Here is a 17,578-nt window from a genome sequence, read left to right as displayed (position 1 = left end):
AGGCGACCGTCCGAGCAGGGAAGGCGGTGGGAGTGATGCAGCTCCCTGTAGTCGTCGGAGTGGACGGATCAGAGGGCAGTCTGCGCGCACTGGACTGGGCAGCGACGGAGGCGGCCCGGCTAGGACTCCCCCTGCGCGTCATCCACGCATCGCTGTGGGAACACTACGAAGGGCTGCGCCCCACATTCGACACCGAGCGTCCGGCCGAGCAGATCCTCGCCGAGCATGTCGTCGCCTCCGCGCAGGAGCGGGCACAACGCCTCCATTCGGAGGTGAGCATGGTCGCCGACGTGCAGCCCGAAGACCCGGTGACCGCACTCGTCCAGGAGAGCCACGAGGCAACCCTTGTCGTGCTCGGTTCCCGCGGCCGGGGCCGAATCGCCGGGATGCTCCTCGGATCCGTCAGCCTCGCCCTGGCCGGCCGCTCCCACTGTCCGGTCGTCGTGATCCCGACGCCCCCGCCGAACACGCAACCGAAGCCCGGTCGCATCGTCGTCGGGATCGGAGACGCCGCAGGCCCGTCAGCAGCGGCCCGCTTCGCACTCGAACAAGCGGCATCGCGTCACGGTGAACTGATCGCCGTACGGGCCTGGCGCTGCCCCGCCCACGAGGCCATGGACCATCCGCTCCTCTCGGGTACTCCGGCATCCGCACACCGCCGGGAAGCCGAGGAACACCTCGAAAACGTCCTGGCGGTGCTGGACCGCTCCGGCTCCGATGCCGTCATCGAGCACTCGGTGGTCCAGGGACCGGCCCACCAGACACTGATCGAAGCCGCCACAGGCGCGGAACTCCTCGTCGTTGGCGCGCGGCGGGACGGCGGACGGCACGGCCTCCACCTCGGGCCGGTAAATCACGCGGTTCTGCACTACGCGCCCTGCCCGGTCGCCGTTGTGCCCCACACCCCTTGAGCATGACGCCGATACCCGCACGCGTGACGCGGCCGGGTGGAAAGCCGATGGGGTGAGGACTCCGCCGGGATCCGATTCTGCTGCGGCTGGCCGAAGCGGTGGACACCACCGTGACGGAGCTGGCTCGGGGCACGACGGAGCTACTCCAAGTGTCGGCCGAGCCCGGCGGGGTCCGATTTGGCGAGCAGCCTCCGGAACCGCGACGGTGTGGGCCATCGCCACCCGAGTGCGTCATTGGGGCTGTCTTCTTAAAGTCCAGCCGCCTCGATGCGGGAAGGCCGCTGCACTGGCCGTCGACGTGCGCAGATAGTCGACGGCGGCGAACGGCCGCTGGACGGAACGCGGCCCCGGTTGCTGTAGCCGTACGGTGCCGTGGCCGAGGTTCCTGCGATCTGAACGGTCGGCAGCATGGGCCTGTTCGGCCCTGGTGCGTAGCTCCTATGCGGATGCACTATGGCGGAGGGGCGGGACTGCGCAACCCCTCGACGGCGAGGAGGGCACCATGAGCGACGAGACGGGGTTCTCGGCCCAGAGACCGATCCGCGTGTTCCTGCTCGACGATCACGAGGTGGTCAGGCGCGGGGTGCAGGATTTGCTTGACGCGGAACCCGACATCAAGGTCGTCGGCGACGCCGGCACAGCCGATCAGGCTCTGGCTCGCGGCCCGGCGCTCCGCCCGGACGTCGCGATTCTCGATGTGCGGCTGCCGGACGGCGACGGTATCGCCGTGTGCCGGGAACTGCGCTCTCGGATGCCGGAGCTGGCCTGTCTGATGCTTACCTCGTTCGACGACGACGAAGCGCTGCTCGACGCGATCATGGCTGGCGCGGCAGGCTACGTGCTCAAGGTAATCAAGGGTTCTGACCTTGTTGCCGCCGTCCGCACACTGGCATCCGGGCGTTCGACCCTCGACCCGACGACCACGGCACGGCTGATGAGCAGCCTGCGCGAGGAGGAATCCGCCGCTGAACCCGAGGGGGACGACGCGCTGTCCGGGCTATCCCCGCGGGAGAAGGACGTCCTCGAACTGATCGGTGAAGGGCTGACGAACAGCCAGATCGGCAAGCGCCTCTACCTGTCGGAGAAAACCGTCAAGAATCATATCTCCCGTCTGCTGGCCAAGCTCGGCGTCGAGCGCCGCATCCAGGCGGCCGTGATCGCTGCGCACGCCACGGAACCTTCCCCGCCGCCTGGAGCCGGACAGCATCAGACGTAACCGTGCGGCCCCGAAACATCAGGACAGCCGCAGTGGCACCCGCCAGTTCAGCTGGGTGCCGCCCTTCCCCGATGCCCCCACTCTCATCTCGCCATCGAGCTTCTCGGCGCGCCGTGCAAGGTTGGCGAGCCCGCTTCGGGAACCACCGTTCTCGGGCATGCCCACACCGTTGTCGGACACGACGAGGTTCAGCGCCCCCTCACCCACCACGAGCGAGATATCCACCGACGTGGCCTGTGCATGGCGAGCAACATTGCTCAGCGCCTCCCCCAGGACGGCGATCACCTGCTCGGCGATCTCTGCCGGCACATCTGTGTCAATGAGCCCTCCCATCCGCAGGGAGGGTTGAAAGCCCAAGGTACGTGCGGCCTGTTCCACCGTAGCCACCGTCCGCCCTCGCAGCCCCTGGTCGGCACGGCCCGGTCCGCGTGCACGTAGGCCAAAGATCGTGGATCGGATGATCTTGATGGTTTCGTCCAGATCGTCCACCGCGCGCAGCAACCGCTCGCTCGCCTGTGGATGATCCACGAACCGCACCACGCTCTGCAGGGTCATACCGGTGGCGAACAGCCGCTGAATGGCCAGGTCGTGCAGATCCCGGGCGATGCGGTCCCGGTCCTCCAGCAGAGCGATCTGCTCGGCGGACTTGCGCCGTTCGGTGAGTTCCATCGCCAGCGCAGCCTGACCTGCGAAGGTCAGCAGGGGCAAGGTTTCCGACGTGGTGAAGGCAGGACGCTCCCGTACGCGGGCCAACAACAGCACCCCACGGGTCCGCTCTCCCGTAATCATCGGGACCGCGACAGCCGGGCCGAGCCCCGCCCACCTCGGCGGGCCCTCGGTGATCCGCGGATCGTGCCCGACATCGCGGCTGGTGATCGGCTCGCCCGCATCGAGAGCCGCGCCGACGAACGATCCCTCACGTGGCAGGACCAGACCTTGATGAATCTCGGCGTCCACACCTGACGCCAGTGCCACCCGGAGGCTCCTACCCTCCGTGGGGAGTGCCAGGACGCCGAGGTCCGCGGAGAGAATACGCGAGGCACGATCGACGATCATCTGCAGGACGTGCGCCTCGTTCACCCCGCTCAGCAGACCCGCGACGATCTCACTATTGGCTTCCTGCCACCGTTGGCGATCGCACGTCTCCGCGTACAGGCGAGCGTTCTCGATCGCCACTCCCGCCGCCACGGCCAGCGTCGACAGCACGGTCTCGTCCTCTGCATCGAATGCACGACCGCCCCGTTTTTCAGTGAGATACAGATTGCCGAACACTTCGTCGCGAACCCGGATGGGCACCCCCAGAAACGAATGCATCGGGGGGTGGTTCGGCGGGAACCCGTACGACGCTGGATGCTCGGCAAGCTCCGCGAGCCGCAGGGGCTCAGGATGACGGATGAGCTCGCCCAGGAGGCCGTGCCCCGCTGGCAGCGGGCCGATGGCCTCCCGCTGCTCCACGGTGACGCCCACGGGCAGGAACTGCGTCAGCCGGGTTCCCTCGCCAACCACTCCCAGGGCTCCGTACTCGGCATCGACCACAACAACTGCGGCTTCGACAATCCGGCGCAACACCTGGGGCAGATCGAGTCCCCTTCCCACCGACATCACGGCATCCAGTAGCAGGGCCGCCCCGGCAGAGCTATGGGTCACGGCATCAAGGCGCCCCTGGAGGTCGGCCGGCAACGTGCTCAGCCGACGTCGCGCCCCACCACAGCGGTCAGTTCCGTTGTCGCCCACGGTGCCTCCACCTTGACCCACCCATCCCGGGCGGGCCACACCTCCACGGTAGGACCGACCACCACGAGGCACCTGGTGGACTCCAACCGACTCAGCCGTACAGTCGAGCAGCGCCTGGGGCAGTGCACGGAATCTGCAGGCTTCTCGTCGATCGGAACCAGCCGCGGCTGGCAGCCCGCCGCATGCGCCCGCGCGTTGCTGGACACTGTGTGCGAGCCCGATGATTGGAGCGAGGCCCCGGCCTCCTTACTCGACGCCCCTCCCGAGACCACCATCACGCTGGGCGACAGCTAGGCTACTCGGTCGAGCGAGATCGTGGACCGCGTGCATGCTGACGCAAGTCGGGACTCCGGCGTCACCCTGAGACAAGGTGCAGATGATCGATCACTTCGGTCACGTCGTCGATGTCTTTGATCTCTGCGACGAGCCGCGGAACGTCGTCTTCCGCCATCTGGCCACTGATGTCCACCACGCCGTTGCGTACGGTGACCTCGACGGCGTTTCGGGCATCCGGGAAGCCTTCGGCGAGGATCCTCGACTCGATCTCCTCGCGAATCCCGGCATCATCGCGTATCAGCGCGTTGAGCAGTGCGTTCCTGTGCACGACACCGACCAGGCGGCCCTCATGGTCCGTCACCGGCAGGCGCTTTAGACGCGACAGGGACACGAGCCACGTGGCTTCGGCGACGGTCGAACCAGGGAACACGGTGACGGCCGGAGTGGTCATCAGCGTCTCGGCGGTCTCGGTACGGGCCTTGTCGTGCAGCCGCCGTTCCCTCAGCCTGCCGATCGGACCGGGTTCGTATCCGGAGGCCTCTACCGCGGCCTTCGCCAGCAGGTCGGACTCCGACACCACACCCATCACCCGGTCGTCGGCATCGACCACCGGCAGGGACCCCACGTGTTCACGGGTCAAGCTCCGCGCGATGTCCAGGAACGGCATGTCACCGCGCACCGATGCGGCCGGTATGTCCATAACGTCACGGACCAGCAGAGGCGCGGGTTCGGCAGCGGACGGCTCGGCGGACTTCTTCACCCGACCGGCCGAATCCGTTTCGGGAACGGTCGGGCGCCGTGCCGCCGCCTGCTTGGCGGACACCGTGGCCACCGCGCCGAGGTAGCGCAGCAGCATGTCCTGCCGCAGGGGTTCGTCGGTGGGCCTCCATGCCTTCGCCGGCACCGCGCGGCGAGCTTCGGCCCCTGCCGAGGTCTTCTCGCGTTTAGCCACGGGGGGCTCCTCACTCACGCCGAGCTGGCCTACGTTCCCAGTCTTCCACTCCTGGAGCCGAGGCCAAGGGCCGGTCGGCCCATCCCATCCTCGCTCGGCTTGACGAAACAGGGACACCCCCATGAACCCCAGCTCCTGTCCATCGCGTTGGCGGACCCGACGGGCATGATTTGGCCCCACCGTCCACGGTTCCGGGCGGCGTGATGGCCCTTGCTGCAGCAGGACATCCGCGCTGGTTCAGGGACGGGTCAGGTTACGGTTCGCGGCTCGGGCAGCTTCCAGTTCAGGAAGGGGAAGCCCGAAGTGCTTGTGAGCGGACTCGTTCTCAAGCCGTCTGATCTATTCGCTTGCCGGAGCTGTGATCCAGGCGAGGTCGCCCGTTCGGTGGTCAAGCGTCCATGCCGCGAGCGCGCAGTGCTCAACCAGTATCTGGATTGCGGTGATCAGCGTCGCCGGTTGCAGCCCGCACCGGCGGGCCAGTTGGATCATGTCAGAGACCCCGTCTGTTTCCTCTGGGGGTGTGTGGGCGATGAGGGCCATGGCGACGAGGCGTACGTACGCGCTGAGCTGGCGATCGCCATGTGTTCGAAACGCGCGCAGCGCCCAATCGGCCGCCCTGGCCCGTCGACGCCGGCCAGGGGTGCCAAGGAGGGGGTCGACGAGCCAAGCGGCGGAACCGGAAGCCAGGTAGAGCCAGCCTGCGCCCTCGAGCTCCTCCCAGCGGAGGCGCGGTTCGTGAACTGCCAGACCGCGGGTCAGACCTGGTGGCAGATGAACAAGGCCGGAGCTCGCTGAGCGCAGTGTGCACTGAAGGGCCAGAACTCGGGCCTCCGCGCTGAGGCCTTGCGGGAGCGAGGCGGCAAGGTAGCTCAACATGTCGCACACCAGCATCCGCTCTGCCCCATCGTGGCGCATGACCGTAGAGCGGCGGCGCGGACGGAGAGAGGGGCCAGATGCTGAGTTGCTGAGGGCGGTCTCGGGGACGACCGAAGCGTCTGGGATGGCCCGGGCGCAGGCCATGCATGTATCGGTGAGACGCCACAGGCGACCGCCTCGTTCGCGGGAGAGGACCAGGAGAAGCGGGCCAGCGCAGCCACGGTGGCGGGGGTGCCATTGACAGCCGCGTTCGTGGCACTGGCAGGTCCGCAGGTGCTGGGGAAGCAGCGAGTGGCGAGCATGGCGGGCGAGGTGCTCGAGAGCGGCCGAGCGTGCGGTGTTCCCCTGAACTGTCTCGGGCCTGAGATTGCACTGGGTGCAGGTTAGGAGCGGTCCCTGGGGCTGAGGCCGCAGTTCGACCGTCCAGGTGCGTGTCGCCGGCGGGCGCGTGGTGCACAGCCTCATCGGCCGATGGCCCCTCTCTGTCGCCCGCCGCCTCCGACACCCAAGAAAGGGCTGGCGGCGGGTGGAGTGTCGTGATGGCGGCACACCGTAGTGCAGATCTCTGCCCTCCGAGAAAAGCGGCGACTACGCAAATAGGGCAGAGATCTGCACTGACAGGGCAGGGGCATGCGCCTTCGGATGGACAGGTGACGATCTTGCCGCCCGAGCCGAACCTCGACGCGCTGCGCCTGCAGCTCGCGCGCCTGAGGGGCGTGCGCGGCTGGTCTTACGACGAGCTCGCCATGAGAACCGCCCTGTCCAGGCGGACCCTCATCGAAATCGAGCAGGGTCGCACCGTGGGATCCCTCGCCACCTGGCATGCGCTCGGCCATGCCTTCGATGTCCCCCTCGGCGGCCTCTTTGCCGCACTCTGCGAGGGTCACGAACCCCCGGGCGACAACGCCTCATAGTCGGCATTCCGACCTCAACGGATCACCCGAACCAGTCACGGCATGGGAACGGACAGGCGAGATTTCGCTTCCCCGTTCCCCCACGCTGGGCCGACGAGGGGACCAACACAGTGCGGCTCGCACAAATGCGGCGTGGCGGCTGACACCTTCGCCCCCATGTGCTTCACCCCTGCCACCACCGGCCGTCACTGGGACGGCAGCCCCACCACGCCCGGCTACCGACGCACCCTCCGAGTCGCCGCGGACAGCCCCAGCCGCCTGCTGCGCATCGCTCAGGCCGGCCGATGTCGTGACTGCGGCAACCGAATCGACTGGCACATCACCAGCAACCAACAACCCGTGGGACTCCATCCAGCCGAACTGCCGACCCTGATCGTCCCCACCACCTGCCGCTGGCACGTCGCCTCCGGAATCGCTCATCCGGCCGGTGACGGCAGCCGCTGGTGCCGCATCACCCACCGCACTCTGTGTCCCGAGCGCACCACGCCACAGGAGCTCACGCCCGACCTCGACGACCTGCGCAGGCGCCTCGCCCTGCGCACCCGACGCCTCCTTGACACTGGCGCTTTCATCCCCGGTGAGAAGCCGGTCGCCGAGTCAGCCACAACAGCCTCCTGTCGGCCGGCCCGCCCCGTCGTCCAGCTCCTCTATTGCCGCTATCTCGCAGCCAAGCCCATCGAAGACATCCAATGCGTTGCCCAGACCATCCGCCGAACCCGATGCCCCCGCCCCGTCCTTGCCCCCGGAAGCGCCCCCGGGGAGTGGACACTCATCCCCGCGGCCCCCACTCGCCGCCGCCAACTAGTTCTGCCCGCACTCGACATCGCCGTCTACGACCTTGGGCGCCTGTCCTACTCCGAGCAGCTGCGCTGGCGCACCCAGCGCTGCCCTCTCCACGCTGCGACCTCGGGGGCACCTGACCTGGCTCTCGCAGACTGGGAACCCTTCGATCCGCTGCTGCACCACCAACATGTCGTCACCCGCCTCCCCAACAGAAGCCCCCATCACGGTCGGTGAGCATCGACTCGACAACCGCCACCGGTCGACGCCGATACCCGACTCGTCGTCGCCATCGGCCGACCGGTCACGGGCAACCGCAACGATTGCAAGGCGTGGGAACTTTCCGGTGCGAAGGCCGCCGTCGGCCGGGCCACGGTCATCGCGGACGGCGCTATCAGGGCACCGGCCTGCTCATCCCGCACCGCTGTGAACGCGGCCAGACCGAACTACCAGCTTGGAAAGAGGAGCACAACAACTCCCACCGCAAGGTCCGGGCCCGCGTCGAGCACGCCTTCGCGCGGATGAAGGCATGGAAGATCCTTCGTGACTGCCTTCTGAAAGGCGACGGCGTTCACACCGCCATGCTCGGCATCGCCCGGCTGCACAACCTCGCCCTCACGGGGTAACTCCCGCCCCATACGAGACCGGAGAGGCCCAGGGGAGGCGGCTCCCCGCCTCCCCGGCTCGGCGAATGCTCAGTCGATACAGAATTCGTTGCCCTCGATGTCCAGCATTGGGATGCACGACTCGTTTTCCTCATCGGCATACAGCGTTTGCACGTGGGTGGCGCCGAGCGCGACCAGTCGTGCGCACTCAGCTTCGAGCGTGGCGAGGCGCTCGTCCCCCACGAGCCCGGTGCCGACCCGGACGTCGAGATGCACCCGATTCTTGACGATCTTGCCTTCGGGGACGCGCTGGAAGTACAGGCGCGGGCCCACGCCTGAGGGATCACTGCAGGCGAACCATGAACCCTGCTCCACAGGAGGCAGGGTGCGGTTGAAATCGTCCCAGATGGCGAACCCCTCCGGTGGCGGCGGCATGACATACCCCAACACCTCGCACCAGAAACGAGCGAGGCGCTCAGGTTCTGCGCAGTCAAAGGTGACTTGGAACCTCTTGATCGCTGACATCGGCGCACCACAGCAGGCGGACTCTGCCGCTCATTTCCCCAGACAGATCCGCCCGCCACCCGTCGCGCCCTGGGGCACCCTTGGACACCAAGTGACCAAACCGGACAGTCCGCGAGAACGACGCGACCGTGGCGACGGAGCGCCCCAGTGGTCCCCAGGATCCAGTCCTGACAACCAACCTTCATGCCAAGATCAGTTGCGGGACATCCCTTTTAGAACGGCCGCAATATTCGGTGCCAACTAGCCTGCTTTTGTGCCAACTAAAGAGCCTAGTCACAACCCGTCAGCGGCGCACGCGCGGCATCCCCAGGCCGATCCACGAGATGATTTCCCGCTGGATCTCGTTGTTGCCGCCACCGAAGGTGAAGATGACCGCGGACCGGTAGCCGCGTTCGAGTTCGCCGTGCAGGACGGCGCCCGCCGAACCCTCCTTGAGCGGCCCGGCCGAGCCGACGACCTCCATCAGCCAGGCGTAGGCGTCACGGCGTGCCTCGGAGCCGTAGACCTTGACAGCGGAGGCGTCCTGCGGGGTGAGGGTGCCCTCCTGGACGGCGGAGACCATCTGCCAGTTGAGGAGTTTCATGGCGTCGAGCCGGGTGTGGGTGCGGGCGAGTCGGGTGCGGACCCAACCGAGGTCGATCACCCGGCGCCCGTCGGCCAGCTTGGTGTCGGTGGCCCAGCGCTGCACGTTGTGGAGGGCACGGATGGCCATGGTGCCGTGGGCGGCGAGGGTGACGCGTTCGTGGTTGAGCTGGTTGGTGATGAGCCGCCACCCCTTGTTCTCGTCGCCGACGCGGCGGGAGACGGGGACGCGGATGTTCTCGTAGAAACTGGCGGTGGTGTCGTGCGAGGCGAGGGTGTTGATCAGGGTGCAGGAGTAGCCGGGGTCGTCGGTCGGGACGAGCAGCATCGTGATGCCCTTGTGGGGCGGGGCGTCGGGGTCGGTGCGGACGGCGAGCCAGACCCAGTCGGCGGTGTCGCCGTTGGTCGTCCAGATCTTCTGACCGTTGACCATGTAATGGCCGGTGGCCTCGTCGCCGTCGCGTACGGCCCGGGTCTTGAGGGCCGCCAGGTCGGTGCCGGCGTCGGGTTCGCTGTAGCCGATCGCGAAGTCGATCTCGCCGGCCAGGATCTTCGGCAGGAAGTACGCCTTCTGCTCGTCCGTGCCGAACTGCATGATCGTCGGGCCGACGGTGTTGAGGGCCATCAGGGGCAGCGGTACGCCAGCCTGGGCGGCCTCGTCGAAGAAGATGAACTGTTCCATCGGGGACAGGCCGCGTCCGCCGTACTCCGTCGGCCAGCCGACGCCGAGCCAGCCGTCGGCGCCGAGGCGGCGGATCGTCTCGCGGTAGAAGCGTTTCTGGGCGGCGGGGTCGTCGTACCTGCTGTAGGCGTTGTCGGGAACGAGTCCGGCGAAGTACGTGCGCAGCTCGGCGCGCAACTGCTGTTGCTCAGGCGTGTATTCGAGGTGCACGGCCCCTCCAGGAGTCTCGCGGTCGCGTCGCCCGTGTGCGGCGGCGCACACACTAGAACGTGTTGCAAGAATCCGGAAGGGCCACGAGGGCCTGTCCGCCGGTCAGCGCTTGACGGCGCGCAGCACGACGAACTTGGGGTCACCGGCGACGGTGGTGCAGTTGCCGAAGGTGCGGCGCAACTGGGTGTGGTACCCGAGATGCCGGTTGCCGACGACCCACAGCTCGCCACCCTGCCGCAGCGCGGTGCGCGCCCCGTGGAACATGGTCCGGGCCGTGGCGTCGGTGGTGGCCAGGTGCGAGTGGAACGGCGGGTTGTTGAGCACGAGGTCGACACTGCCCGGCGGTACGTCCGCCATCCCGTCGCCGACCAGGAAGGCGGCCTCGGCGTCCATCCCGAGGTTGGCCCGGAACGTCGCCTCGGCCGAGGCGACCGCCTGGTACGACTCGTCGATGAAGGTCACCGTCGCTTCCGGGTTGGCGAGCGCGGCGGAGGTGCCGACGACCCCGTTTCCGCAGCCCAGGTCGACGATGCGGTCCCGGCCGCTGCGCTCGGGCAGATGGTTCAGGAAGAAGCGGGTGCCGATGTCGAGGCGCTCGGCGCAGAAGATCCCGGCGTGGTTGACGACGGTCCGGCCGGAGACGGCGCCGACGCCGTCGGGCAGGTCGTAGCGGTGCGGCCATGGGCTGGGGGTGCGGGCCAGAGCCGGGTCGGGGCTGCAGAGGATCAGTCGGGCCTTCTTGACCGCGAGGGAGGTGCGGGTGGGACCGATGATCCGCTCGAACAGTTTGAGGGTGGAGGTGTGGATCTCCTTCACCATGCCGGTGCCGATGACGACGGTGCCGGCATGCACGGCGGGTGCGAGCCGGTGCAGCTGGTCCTCCAGGAGCGCCAGACTCTTGGGGACGCGTACGAGGAGGACGTCGATCCGCTCCGGCGGCGTGTCCCTGGCCGACAGCAGACGCACGGTGTCCGGGTCGTCACCGTTGCGGGCGAGGTTCGCCAGGGTGGCGCGCTGCGCGAGATACGAGTCGGTGATCTGTACGGGTCGGTGCCCGGCCAGCACGGTGGTCAGCGCACCCCAGCGGTCGCCCACCACGACCACGGCGCCGGACAGGTCGACCGGCTCTGCTCCGTCGATCCCCTCCAGCTGCCGCAGCAGATATTCGTCGGCAGCGTCCCAGGCGCGGAACGGATCGCGCGGGTGCTCGGGGAAGCGGGCGAGGTCGAACCCGCCCTGTGACGTCGTCAAACGGTTCATTGTGCATTCAGGCTAGCCGAGCGGCGGGGAGCGCCCACACACTCCCCGCCGCACCGGCCGCCTACGGCAGCTGCTTCTCCATCGCCGCCCGGCCCTCTCGTGCCAGTCGGCGCTGCGCCCACTCAAGATTCTGCGGAGTCAGGTCCCGCCCGGAGGCGAGCACCAGATCCTCGGCCGACGGATGCTCGCTCCCGCCGGTGTGCAAGAGGCTGTCCGGGGTCACGCCCCGAGCCATGGATACGGGTACGGATTCGGGCTCTTCGCTCATGCCGCCTCCTCGTCCTTGCGGCAATTCTCGCCCTGCGGCTCCAGGACCGCATCCGAGAGCCCACTTGACCTGCACATGATAGGTACACAGCGTTCACACCTGGGTCACCGTGCGTGTGGAAGGCTCCCGCTGACCACGCACCACACACGAACACCGCGGCACCGTCCCCCACCCCGTGACGGCGCCGCGGTGCATGTTTTTCCGGAGAGGACACCCCACATGTCCCGTCGTCACCTTCCCTACCGGCGCCCAGTGCTGGCCACTTTCGCCGCCTTCGCGGTACTCGCCGGCACCGCGGCCGCCGCACCCGCCGTGCCGGCCGCACCCCGAATCACACCGGTGGCCACGACGCCGCTCGCCACGCTCGACGACACGTACTACCAGGACGCGCTCGGCAAGACCGGAACGCAGCTCAAGAGCGCCCTCCACTCGATCATCAGCGTGCAGACCAAGATCTCCTACAGCCAGGTCTGGGACGCGCTCAAGAGCACCGACCAGGACCCCGCCAACTCCTCGAACGTGATCCTCCTCTACACCGGGCGCTCCGAGCCCAAGAGCGACAACGGCGGCGCGGTCGGCCAGTGGAACCGCGAGCACGTCTGGGCCAAGTCCCACGGCGACTTCGGCACCAGCACCGGACCCGGCACCGACATCCACCACCTGCGCCCGGAGGACGTCACGGTCAACTCCATCCGGGGCAACAAGGACTTCGACAACGGCGGTACCGCGGTGGGCGGGGCGGCGGGCAACTACACCGACAGCGACTCCTTCGAACCGCGCGACGCGGTCAAGGGTGACGTCGCCCGCATGATCCTCTACATGGCGGTGCGGTACGAGGGCGACGACGCCTTCGCCGACCTCGAACCGAACGACCGGGTGGACAACGGCTCCGCGCCGAACATCGGCAGGCTCTCCGTACTGAAGCAGTGGAGCCAGGAGGACCCGCCGGACTCCTTCGAGGAGCGGCGCAACGACGTCATATTCGACCAGTACCAGCACAACAGGAACCCGTTCATCGACCACCCCGAGTGGGTCGAGGCCATCTGGTAGCAGCGCTGTCCGGTGCCGTCAGGCCGTCGGACGGCCCGCCTCCCTCGCGGCGCGCTCGACGGCCTCCTCGCGGGAGGTGAAGCGCCGCGGGGCCGTCGGGTCGCCGCCCGTCACTCCGAGGTGACCGGCCGGGTCGACCACGGCCGTGCGGCGGCCGCCCTCCGTGAGCCGGGCCAGTCCGGAGCGCAGCATCGACCTCGCCACCGTGTCGATGCCGGTCACCTGCCGCAGATCCAGCACCACGGACGCGGTCTCCTCCGGCCCGGACTCGTCGAGCGCGTACAGCACGCGTTCCGCCGCGGTGAAGTCGAGGGCGCCCTGCGCGGCGACGACCGCCACCTTTTCCCGCAGGGCGCGTTCCTGCTCCTCCGTCGGGGCGGACGGCAGATCGTCGGCGGTGGTGACCAGAGTGACGGTCGAGGCGGCGAGCGCCGGGTTGTGCATCAGATGCAGGCCGAGTCGTTCCGACAGCGCCCCGAGGGCGATGCGCCCGCGGACCGATGTGCCGGTCGGATCCAGCCGTGGGCTGTAGGCCGCGAGGCCGAATCGGGCCGGTCCCGCGGCGATCAGGCCGCCGGACACCCCGCTCTTGGCGGGCAGCCCCACCCGTAGCAGCCAGTCGCCCGACGTGTCGTACATGCCGCAGGTCGCCATCACGGCGAGCACCTGCGCGGCGACCGGTTCCTCGACGACCACGTCACCGTTGAGAGGGTTCACACCGCCGTTGGCAAGGGTCGCGGCCATGGCGGCGAGATCCAGCGTGGTGACGCGTACCGCACACTGCCGGAAGTACGTCTCCACGGCTCCCACCGGGTCGACCGGCAGCGGGCCCGCGCTGCGGATCAGATATGCGAGGGCGCGGTTGCGGTCGCCGGTGGCGACCTCGGAGGCGTACACCGCCTCGTCGACGTCCAGCTGCCGGCCGGCGAACCGGCTCAGACAGTCGAGGATACGGTCGAACCTCGGGGTGTCGGCGGTGTCGGGGATCAGCGCGGTGGTGACGATCGCACCGGCGTTGACCATGGCGTTGTCCGGCCGGCCGGTGCCCGGTTCCAGGCTGATGGCGTTGTATGCCTCTCCACTGGGCTCGGCGTTCACCCACCGGGACACCCCGTCGAGTCCGAGCTCGCACAGCGCGAGGGCATAGACGAAAGGTTTCGAGACGGACTGCATGGTGAACGGGACGTCGACCTCGCCCGTGCTGTAGCGATGGCCGTCCATGCTGATCAGGGCCAGCCCGAACGCCTCCGGGTCGGCCATGGCCAACTGCGGGATGTAGTCGGCCGGTTCGCCGTCGCGCACACCGGCGAACCGGGTGCGCAGTTCACGCAGCGCATCCGTCACCGCACCGGCCGCGGAGCTCACCTCGCTCCCGGCGTCAGCTGCGCTCGGCCTGGGTGATCCGGGGGAACGTCTTGACCCCGGCCGCCTTACGGCTGTTCGCGTGTTCGCTGACCGTCCGGCCGGGCGGGGCGTCCGGGAAGCCGAGCACCACCGAGTCGAGCACCTTCCCCGAAGCGTCGACGAACTCCACCCGCACGGCGTAGAAAGCGGCCTTGCCGGTGGGGTTGGTGACGCGTACCAGCGCGCTGCGGAACTGCTCGCCCGTCGCGATCGGCAGCCCGCTCACCGAGACGTCCTTGATCGCGTTGCCCTGCCCCTTGACCCCTGCGAGCTGCTTGGTGGCCTTCTGTCGGCTGCGCTCGAGCTCGGCGGAGACCGAGGCCTCGAAGTCGGTCTGGGTACGCGGCGAGGCGCTCGCGGAGGGCGACTCGTGCGGCTCCGGGGACACCGTACGGGTACTCCTGGCCGTTCCCGGCGACGTTCCACCGGAGTCGCAGGCGGCGGCGCCCACCATGAGCACCGCGGCCAGCACGGCGGGGGTCAGACTGCGGACCGTGCGGCCGCCGAGGGCGCGTCGCAGAGGGCTGGGCTGGTTCACGGACACTCCGGGTCTGCTCGGAAAAGAGAGTCAGGGGGATACGGCTGGACGGGCGGAAGGCACCGGATCACTCGGCGTCCTCGCCGAAGATCTCGCGGAGCCGGGCCTCGCTGAGGGTGTCCAGGTTGCTGTGGAGAAGCTCGGCGCCGTCGCCGGGGAGCGCGTCGCTGATCCGGTCGGGCACCTCGTTCGTGGTGAGCAGGAACAGGGCCGAAGTTCCGGGCGTCACCTGTTTCTTGACCTCCGCGATGAAGTCGTCGTCGATGCCGACGTCGGCCAGCTTGCCGCCCAGCGCCCCGGCCGCCGCGCCGATGGCCGCGCCCAGCAACGGCATGAGGAAGATCAGCCCGAAGAGCATCCCCCAGAACGTGCCGCTCAGGGCGCCGGCGCCGACCAGGTTGAGTAACTGCTTCGTTCTCGGCTTCGACTTGTCGGTCGGCCAGCTGACCACCGCGGCGTCGAGGATCTTGATCAGCCCCTCCTTCTGGAGGGCCTTCAGTGTGTTCTCCACGTCCTCCGCGCCCTCGGCGGACTGGAACTTCCACACGGTGAGCGTGGACATCGCGCATACCTCCGGACTCCGGAACCGACCAGCTCGCCCATATTAGGATCAAAAGGTATGAATTCACCCGCCGAATCACGTGACCCGCGTCCCGTCGCACACCCGAACGGGTGTCCCTCGGCGACACCTCGACGAGCAGTCGGGTAAGCCCACGCAATTGCTCGGCGCAGATGCGGCCTCGGCCGTAGGGCACCGTATTCCGATGCAAGCCCCGGGAGCCGCTGGGACACTGGGAGGTGCACCCCGGACCGTCCCTCTCGGGCACGGAGGCCACGGAGAGGAAGTGACCGCACCATGCCACGCGGATCCAGTCCCAGGCGCGAGCGGCAGTACGAGCACATCAAGGAGAGCGCGCAGGAGCTCGGAGTGAGCGAGGAGCGGGCGGAGGAGATCGCGGCGCGCACGGCGAACAAGGAGCGCGCCCGCTCCGGTGAGCCGACGACCGCTAGCCGTACGTTGGTCCACGACCTCTCGTCCCTGCGGCGCGCCGAGCTGCGCTCACACGACGGGGCCGAAGACCCCACCCGCGACCAGCTCTACGAAGAGGCCAGAAGGAAGAACGTCAAGGGTCGCTCGAGCATGACAAAGGCCCAGCTGGCCAGAGCAGTCGGCCGCTGAGCCCTCGCCACCGCCGGACGGAGCGGCTAGGCGGAGCCGCTTCCGTCCGGCTCGGGGCCGTACCAGACCGTCGTGGCATTGCAGAATTCACGGATGCCGTGACCGGCCAGCTCCCGCCCGTAACCGGAGCGCTTCACCCCGCCGAACGGCAGCGCGGGGTGGGAGGCGGTCATGCCGTTGAAGAAGACGCCGCCGGCCTGCAGATCACGCACGCACTGGCGGCTCTCGTCGGCGTCGCGCGTCCACACGTTGGAGCTGAGGCCGAACGGGCTGTCGTTCGCGAGGTTCACGGCTTCGTCCAGGTCCTCGACGCGGTACAGCGTGGCGACCGGGCCGAAGGTCTCCTCGCGGTGGATCCGCATGGCGGAGGTGATCCCGCTGAGGACGGTGGGGGTGTAGAACCAGCCGCGCTCCAGCTCCGCGCCCAGGCCGGTGGGCCGGCTGCCACCGCACAGTGCGGTCGCGCCCTGGTGTACGGCGTCGTCCACCAGCTCCTCCAGGTCGGCGCGGCCCTGTTCGCTGGAGAGCGGGCCGACGTCGGTGGTCTCCTGCTGCGGGTCACCGACCGTCAGATCGTTCATGCCCGCGGTGAACCGCTCGGCGAACTCGTCGTACACGTCGGTGTGCACGATGAATCGCTTGGCGGCGATGCAGGACTGCCCGTTGTTCTGGACCCGGGCGGTCACCGCCGTGCGGGCGGCCTGCGGGATGTCGGCCGACGGCAGAACGAGAAACGGGTCACTGCCGCCCAGTTCCAGCACGGTGTGCTTGACCTCGTCGCCCGCGATCGACGCGACGGAGCGGCCGGCCGGCTCACTGCCGGTGAGGGTGGCGGCGACGACGCGGCGGTCACGCAGGATCGACTCGACCGCTCCCGCTCCCACCAGCAGCGTCTGGAAGCAGCCGGGCGGGAATCCTGCCCGGCGGAACAGGCCCTCCAGGTACATCGCGGTCTGCGGGACGTTCGACGCGTGCTTGAGCAGGCCGACGTTGCCCGCCATGAGTGCGGGCGCGGCGAACCGTACGACCTGCCACAGCGGGAAGTTCCACGGCATCACGGCGAGGACCGGGCCCAGCGGACGGTAGTGGACATAGGCCCGGGAGGCTCCGGCGTCGCGTACGTCGTCGGCCGGCGGGTGCTCGTCCGCAAGAAGTCCCTCGGCGTTGGCCGCGTACCACCGCATGGCCTTGGCGCATTTCGCGGCCTCCGCGCGGGCCGCTTTGACGGGCTTGCCCATTTCGGTGGTCATGGTGCGGGCGATGTCCTGCTGGTCCTCGTCGAGGAGGTCCGCGGCCCGGTTGAGCAGTTGGGCCCGTTCACCGAAAGCGGTGGTGCGGTACTCCCGGAAGGTGGTGTCCGCGGTCGCGAGCCGATGCTCGATCTCCGCCGCCCCCAGTGCCTCGAACGTCTTGAGGGTCTCGCCGTTCGCCGGGTTGACCGTCGCGATGGGCATGACTGTGGTCTCCTTGCCTCGGATTCTTCGACCGTGCCGCGCGACGCCCCGTCGCGCAACGCGGGTTCCGGTGCGGGTAACCCGACCGGCGCGGACCATGCGTGCGCTGTGCACGTCATCCGCGCCGGGGGGCAGAGCAGACTTCTTCGCGTAGGGACTCG

At 68.6% G+C, this 17,578-nt stretch carries 16 protein-coding genes and 1 pseudogene; 7 read left to right on the top strand and 10 right to left on the bottom strand.

The features are described 5' to 3' along the window. Nucleotides 1-35: 35 nt before the first annotated feature. Nucleotides 36-911, top strand: coding sequence for a universal stress protein (locus OHB49_RS39495; protein ID WP_329165751.1), 876 nt, complete (start codon nt 36-38; stop codon nt 909-911). Between the two features lie 502 nt (nt 912-1,413). Beyond that, nucleotides 1,414-2,127, top strand: a complete 714-nt coding sequence (locus OHB49_RS39490; protein WP_326632954.1) for a response regulator transcription factor — start codon at nt 1,414-1,416, stop codon at nt 2,125-2,127. 18 nt (nt 2,128-2,145) lie between these two features. Here OHB49_RS39490 and OHB49_RS39485 read toward each other — a convergent pair whose 3' ends face one another. Both OHB49_RS39485 and OHB49_RS39480 read right to left on the bottom strand, forming a co-directional pair. Beyond that, nucleotides 2,146-3,861 (bottom strand): sensor histidine kinase, encoded by a 1,716-nt coding sequence (locus tag OHB49_RS39485; RefSeq protein ID WP_405890966.1) that lies wholly within the window; start codon nt 3,859-3,861, stop codon nt 2,146-2,148. Nucleotides 3,862-4,216: 355 nt separating this feature from the next. Then, nucleotides 4,217-5,089 carry a CBS domain-containing protein gene (locus OHB49_RS39480; protein WP_329165749.1) on the bottom strand — a complete coding sequence of 291 codons (873 nt, stop codon included), beginning with the start codon at nt 5,087-5,089 and terminating at the stop codon, nt 4,217-4,219. A gap of 1,526 nt (nt 5,090-6,615) precedes the next feature. On the opposite strand from OHB49_RS39480, the gene OHB49_RS39475 reads away from it, so the two are divergent. The 3 genes and pseudogenes from OHB49_RS39475 to OHB49_RS39465 all read left to right on the top strand — a co-directional run. Next, a complete protein-coding gene (locus OHB49_RS39475) occupies nt 6,616-6,879 on the top strand; it encodes a helix-turn-helix transcriptional regulator (RefSeq protein ID WP_306092133.1) in 264 nt (87 codons plus the stop codon). A 132-nt stretch (nt 6,880-7,011) separates the two neighbouring features. Beyond that, complete coding sequence (locus OHB49_RS39470) at nt 7,012-7,896, top strand: DUF6083 domain-containing protein (protein WP_329165747.1); 885 nt, start codon at nt 7,012-7,014, stop codon at nt 7,894-7,896. 24 nt (nt 7,897-7,920) lie between these two features. Then, a pseudogene (locus tag OHB49_RS39465) lies at nt 7,921-8,285 on the top strand (transposase); the annotation flags it as partial. A 69-nt stretch (nt 8,286-8,354) separates the two neighbouring features. Here OHB49_RS39465 and OHB49_RS39460 read toward each other — a convergent pair. From OHB49_RS39460 to OHB49_RS39445, 4 genes are all read right to left on the bottom strand, one after another. Continuing rightward, nucleotides 8,355-8,789, bottom strand: a complete 435-nt coding sequence (locus tag OHB49_RS39460) for a VOC family protein (protein ID WP_306092131.1) — start codon at nt 8,787-8,789, stop codon at nt 8,355-8,357. Between the two features lie 283 nt (nt 8,790-9,072). Next, a complete protein-coding gene (locus tag OHB49_RS39455) occupies nt 9,073-10,263 on the bottom strand; it encodes an acyl-CoA dehydrogenase family protein (RefSeq protein WP_329165744.1) in 1,191 nt (396 codons plus the stop codon). A gap of 102 nt (nt 10,264-10,365) precedes the next feature. Next, nucleotides 10,366-11,523, bottom strand: coding sequence for a methyltransferase (locus tag OHB49_RS39450; RefSeq protein ID WP_329165743.1), 1,158 nt, complete (start codon nt 11,521-11,523; stop codon nt 10,366-10,368). Nucleotides 11,524-11,584: 61 nt separating this feature from the next. Continuing rightward, entirely contained in the window at nt 11,585-11,791 is a 207-nt protein-coding gene (locus tag OHB49_RS39445; protein ID WP_030929108.1) for a hypothetical protein, read from the bottom strand. Nucleotides 11,792-12,010: 219 nt separating this feature from the next. Here OHB49_RS39445 and OHB49_RS39440 point away from each other — a divergent pair, with 219 nt between their 5' ends. Continuing rightward, a complete protein-coding gene (locus OHB49_RS39440) occupies nt 12,011-12,841 on the top strand; it encodes an endonuclease I family protein (protein ID WP_329165741.1) in 831 nt (276 codons plus the stop codon). An 18-nt stretch (nt 12,842-12,859) separates the two neighbouring features. Here the strand turns inward: OHB49_RS39440 and glsA are convergent, their stop codons facing one another. The 3 genes from glsA to OHB49_RS39425 all read right to left on the bottom strand — a co-directional run bounded on the left by glsA (nt 12,860) and on the right by OHB49_RS39425 (nt 15,345). Next, nucleotides 12,860-14,206, bottom strand: a complete 1,347-nt coding sequence (gene glsA / locus OHB49_RS39435; RefSeq protein WP_329165739.1) for a glutaminase A — start codon at nt 14,204-14,206, stop codon at nt 12,860-12,862. 13 nt (nt 14,207-14,219) lie between these two features. Further along, entirely contained in the window at nt 14,220-14,783 is a 564-nt protein-coding gene (locus OHB49_RS39430) for a hypothetical protein (RefSeq protein WP_037854102.1), read from the bottom strand. A 67-nt stretch (nt 14,784-14,850) separates the two neighbouring features. Then, on the bottom strand, nt 14,851-15,345 hold the full coding sequence (locus OHB49_RS39425) for a DUF1269 domain-containing protein (protein WP_030980085.1): 495 nt from the start codon (nt 15,343-15,345) through the stop codon (nt 14,851-14,853). 294 nt (nt 15,346-15,639) lie between these two features. On the opposite strand from OHB49_RS39425, the gene OHB49_RS39420 reads away from it, so the two are divergent. Continuing rightward, nucleotides 15,640-15,963 carry a hypothetical protein gene (locus OHB49_RS39420; RefSeq protein ID WP_030980086.1) on the top strand — a complete coding sequence of 108 codons (324 nt, stop codon included), beginning with the start codon at nt 15,640-15,642 and terminating at the stop codon, nt 15,961-15,963. Between the two features lie 26 nt (nt 15,964-15,989). Here OHB49_RS39420 and OHB49_RS39415 read toward each other — a convergent pair whose 3' ends face one another. Then, nucleotides 15,990-17,417 carry an NADP-dependent succinic semialdehyde dehydrogenase gene (locus OHB49_RS39415; protein ID WP_329165736.1) on the bottom strand — a complete coding sequence of 476 codons (1,428 nt, stop codon included), beginning with the start codon at nt 17,415-17,417 and terminating at the stop codon, nt 15,990-15,992. Nucleotides 17,418-17,578: the final 161 nt, after the last annotated feature.

Source organism: Streptomyces sp. NBC_01717 (assembly GCF_036248255.1).
GTDB lineage: Bacteria > Actinomycetota > Actinomycetes > Streptomycetales > Streptomycetaceae > Streptomyces.
The sequence above is the reverse complement of the archived record's forward strand: the minus strand, read 5'-3'. Positions and strand labels throughout refer to the sequence as shown.

Bases quoted from the DNA above. Each gene is read 5' to 3' on its own strand.
- OHB49_RS39495 (WP_329165751.1), top strand. From the start codon at position 36: ATGCAGCTCCCTGTAGTCGTCGGAGTGGACGGATCAGAGGGCAGTCTG.
- OHB49_RS39420 (WP_030980086.1), top strand. From the start codon at position 15,640: ATGCCACGCGGATCCAGTCCCAGGCGCGAGCGGCAGTACGAGCACATC.
- OHB49_RS39415 (WP_329165736.1), bottom strand. From the start codon at position 17,417: ATGCCCATCGCGACGGTCAACCCGGCGAACGGCGAGACCCTCAAGACG.
- OHB49_RS39490 (WP_326632954.1), top strand. From the start codon at position 1,414: ATGAGCGACGAGACGGGGTTCTCGGCCCAGAGACCGATCCGCGTGTTC.
- OHB49_RS39460 (WP_306092131.1), bottom strand. From the start codon at position 8,789: ATGTCAGCGATCAAGAGGTTCCAAGTCACCTTTGACTGCGCAGAACCT.
- OHB49_RS39425 (WP_030980085.1), bottom strand. From the start codon at position 15,345: ATGTCCACGCTCACCGTGTGGAAGTTCCAGTCCGCCGAGGGCGCGGAG.
- OHB49_RS39445 (WP_030929108.1), bottom strand. From the start codon at position 11,791: ATGAGCGAAGAGCCCGAATCCGTACCCGTATCCATGGCTCGGGGCGTG.
- OHB49_RS39440 (WP_329165741.1), top strand. From the start codon at position 12,011: ATGTCCCGTCGTCACCTTCCCTACCGGCGCCCAGTGCTGGCCACTTTC.
- OHB49_RS39450 (WP_329165743.1), bottom strand. From the start codon at position 11,523: ATGAACCGTTTGACGACGTCACAGGGCGGGTTCGACCTCGCCCGCTTC.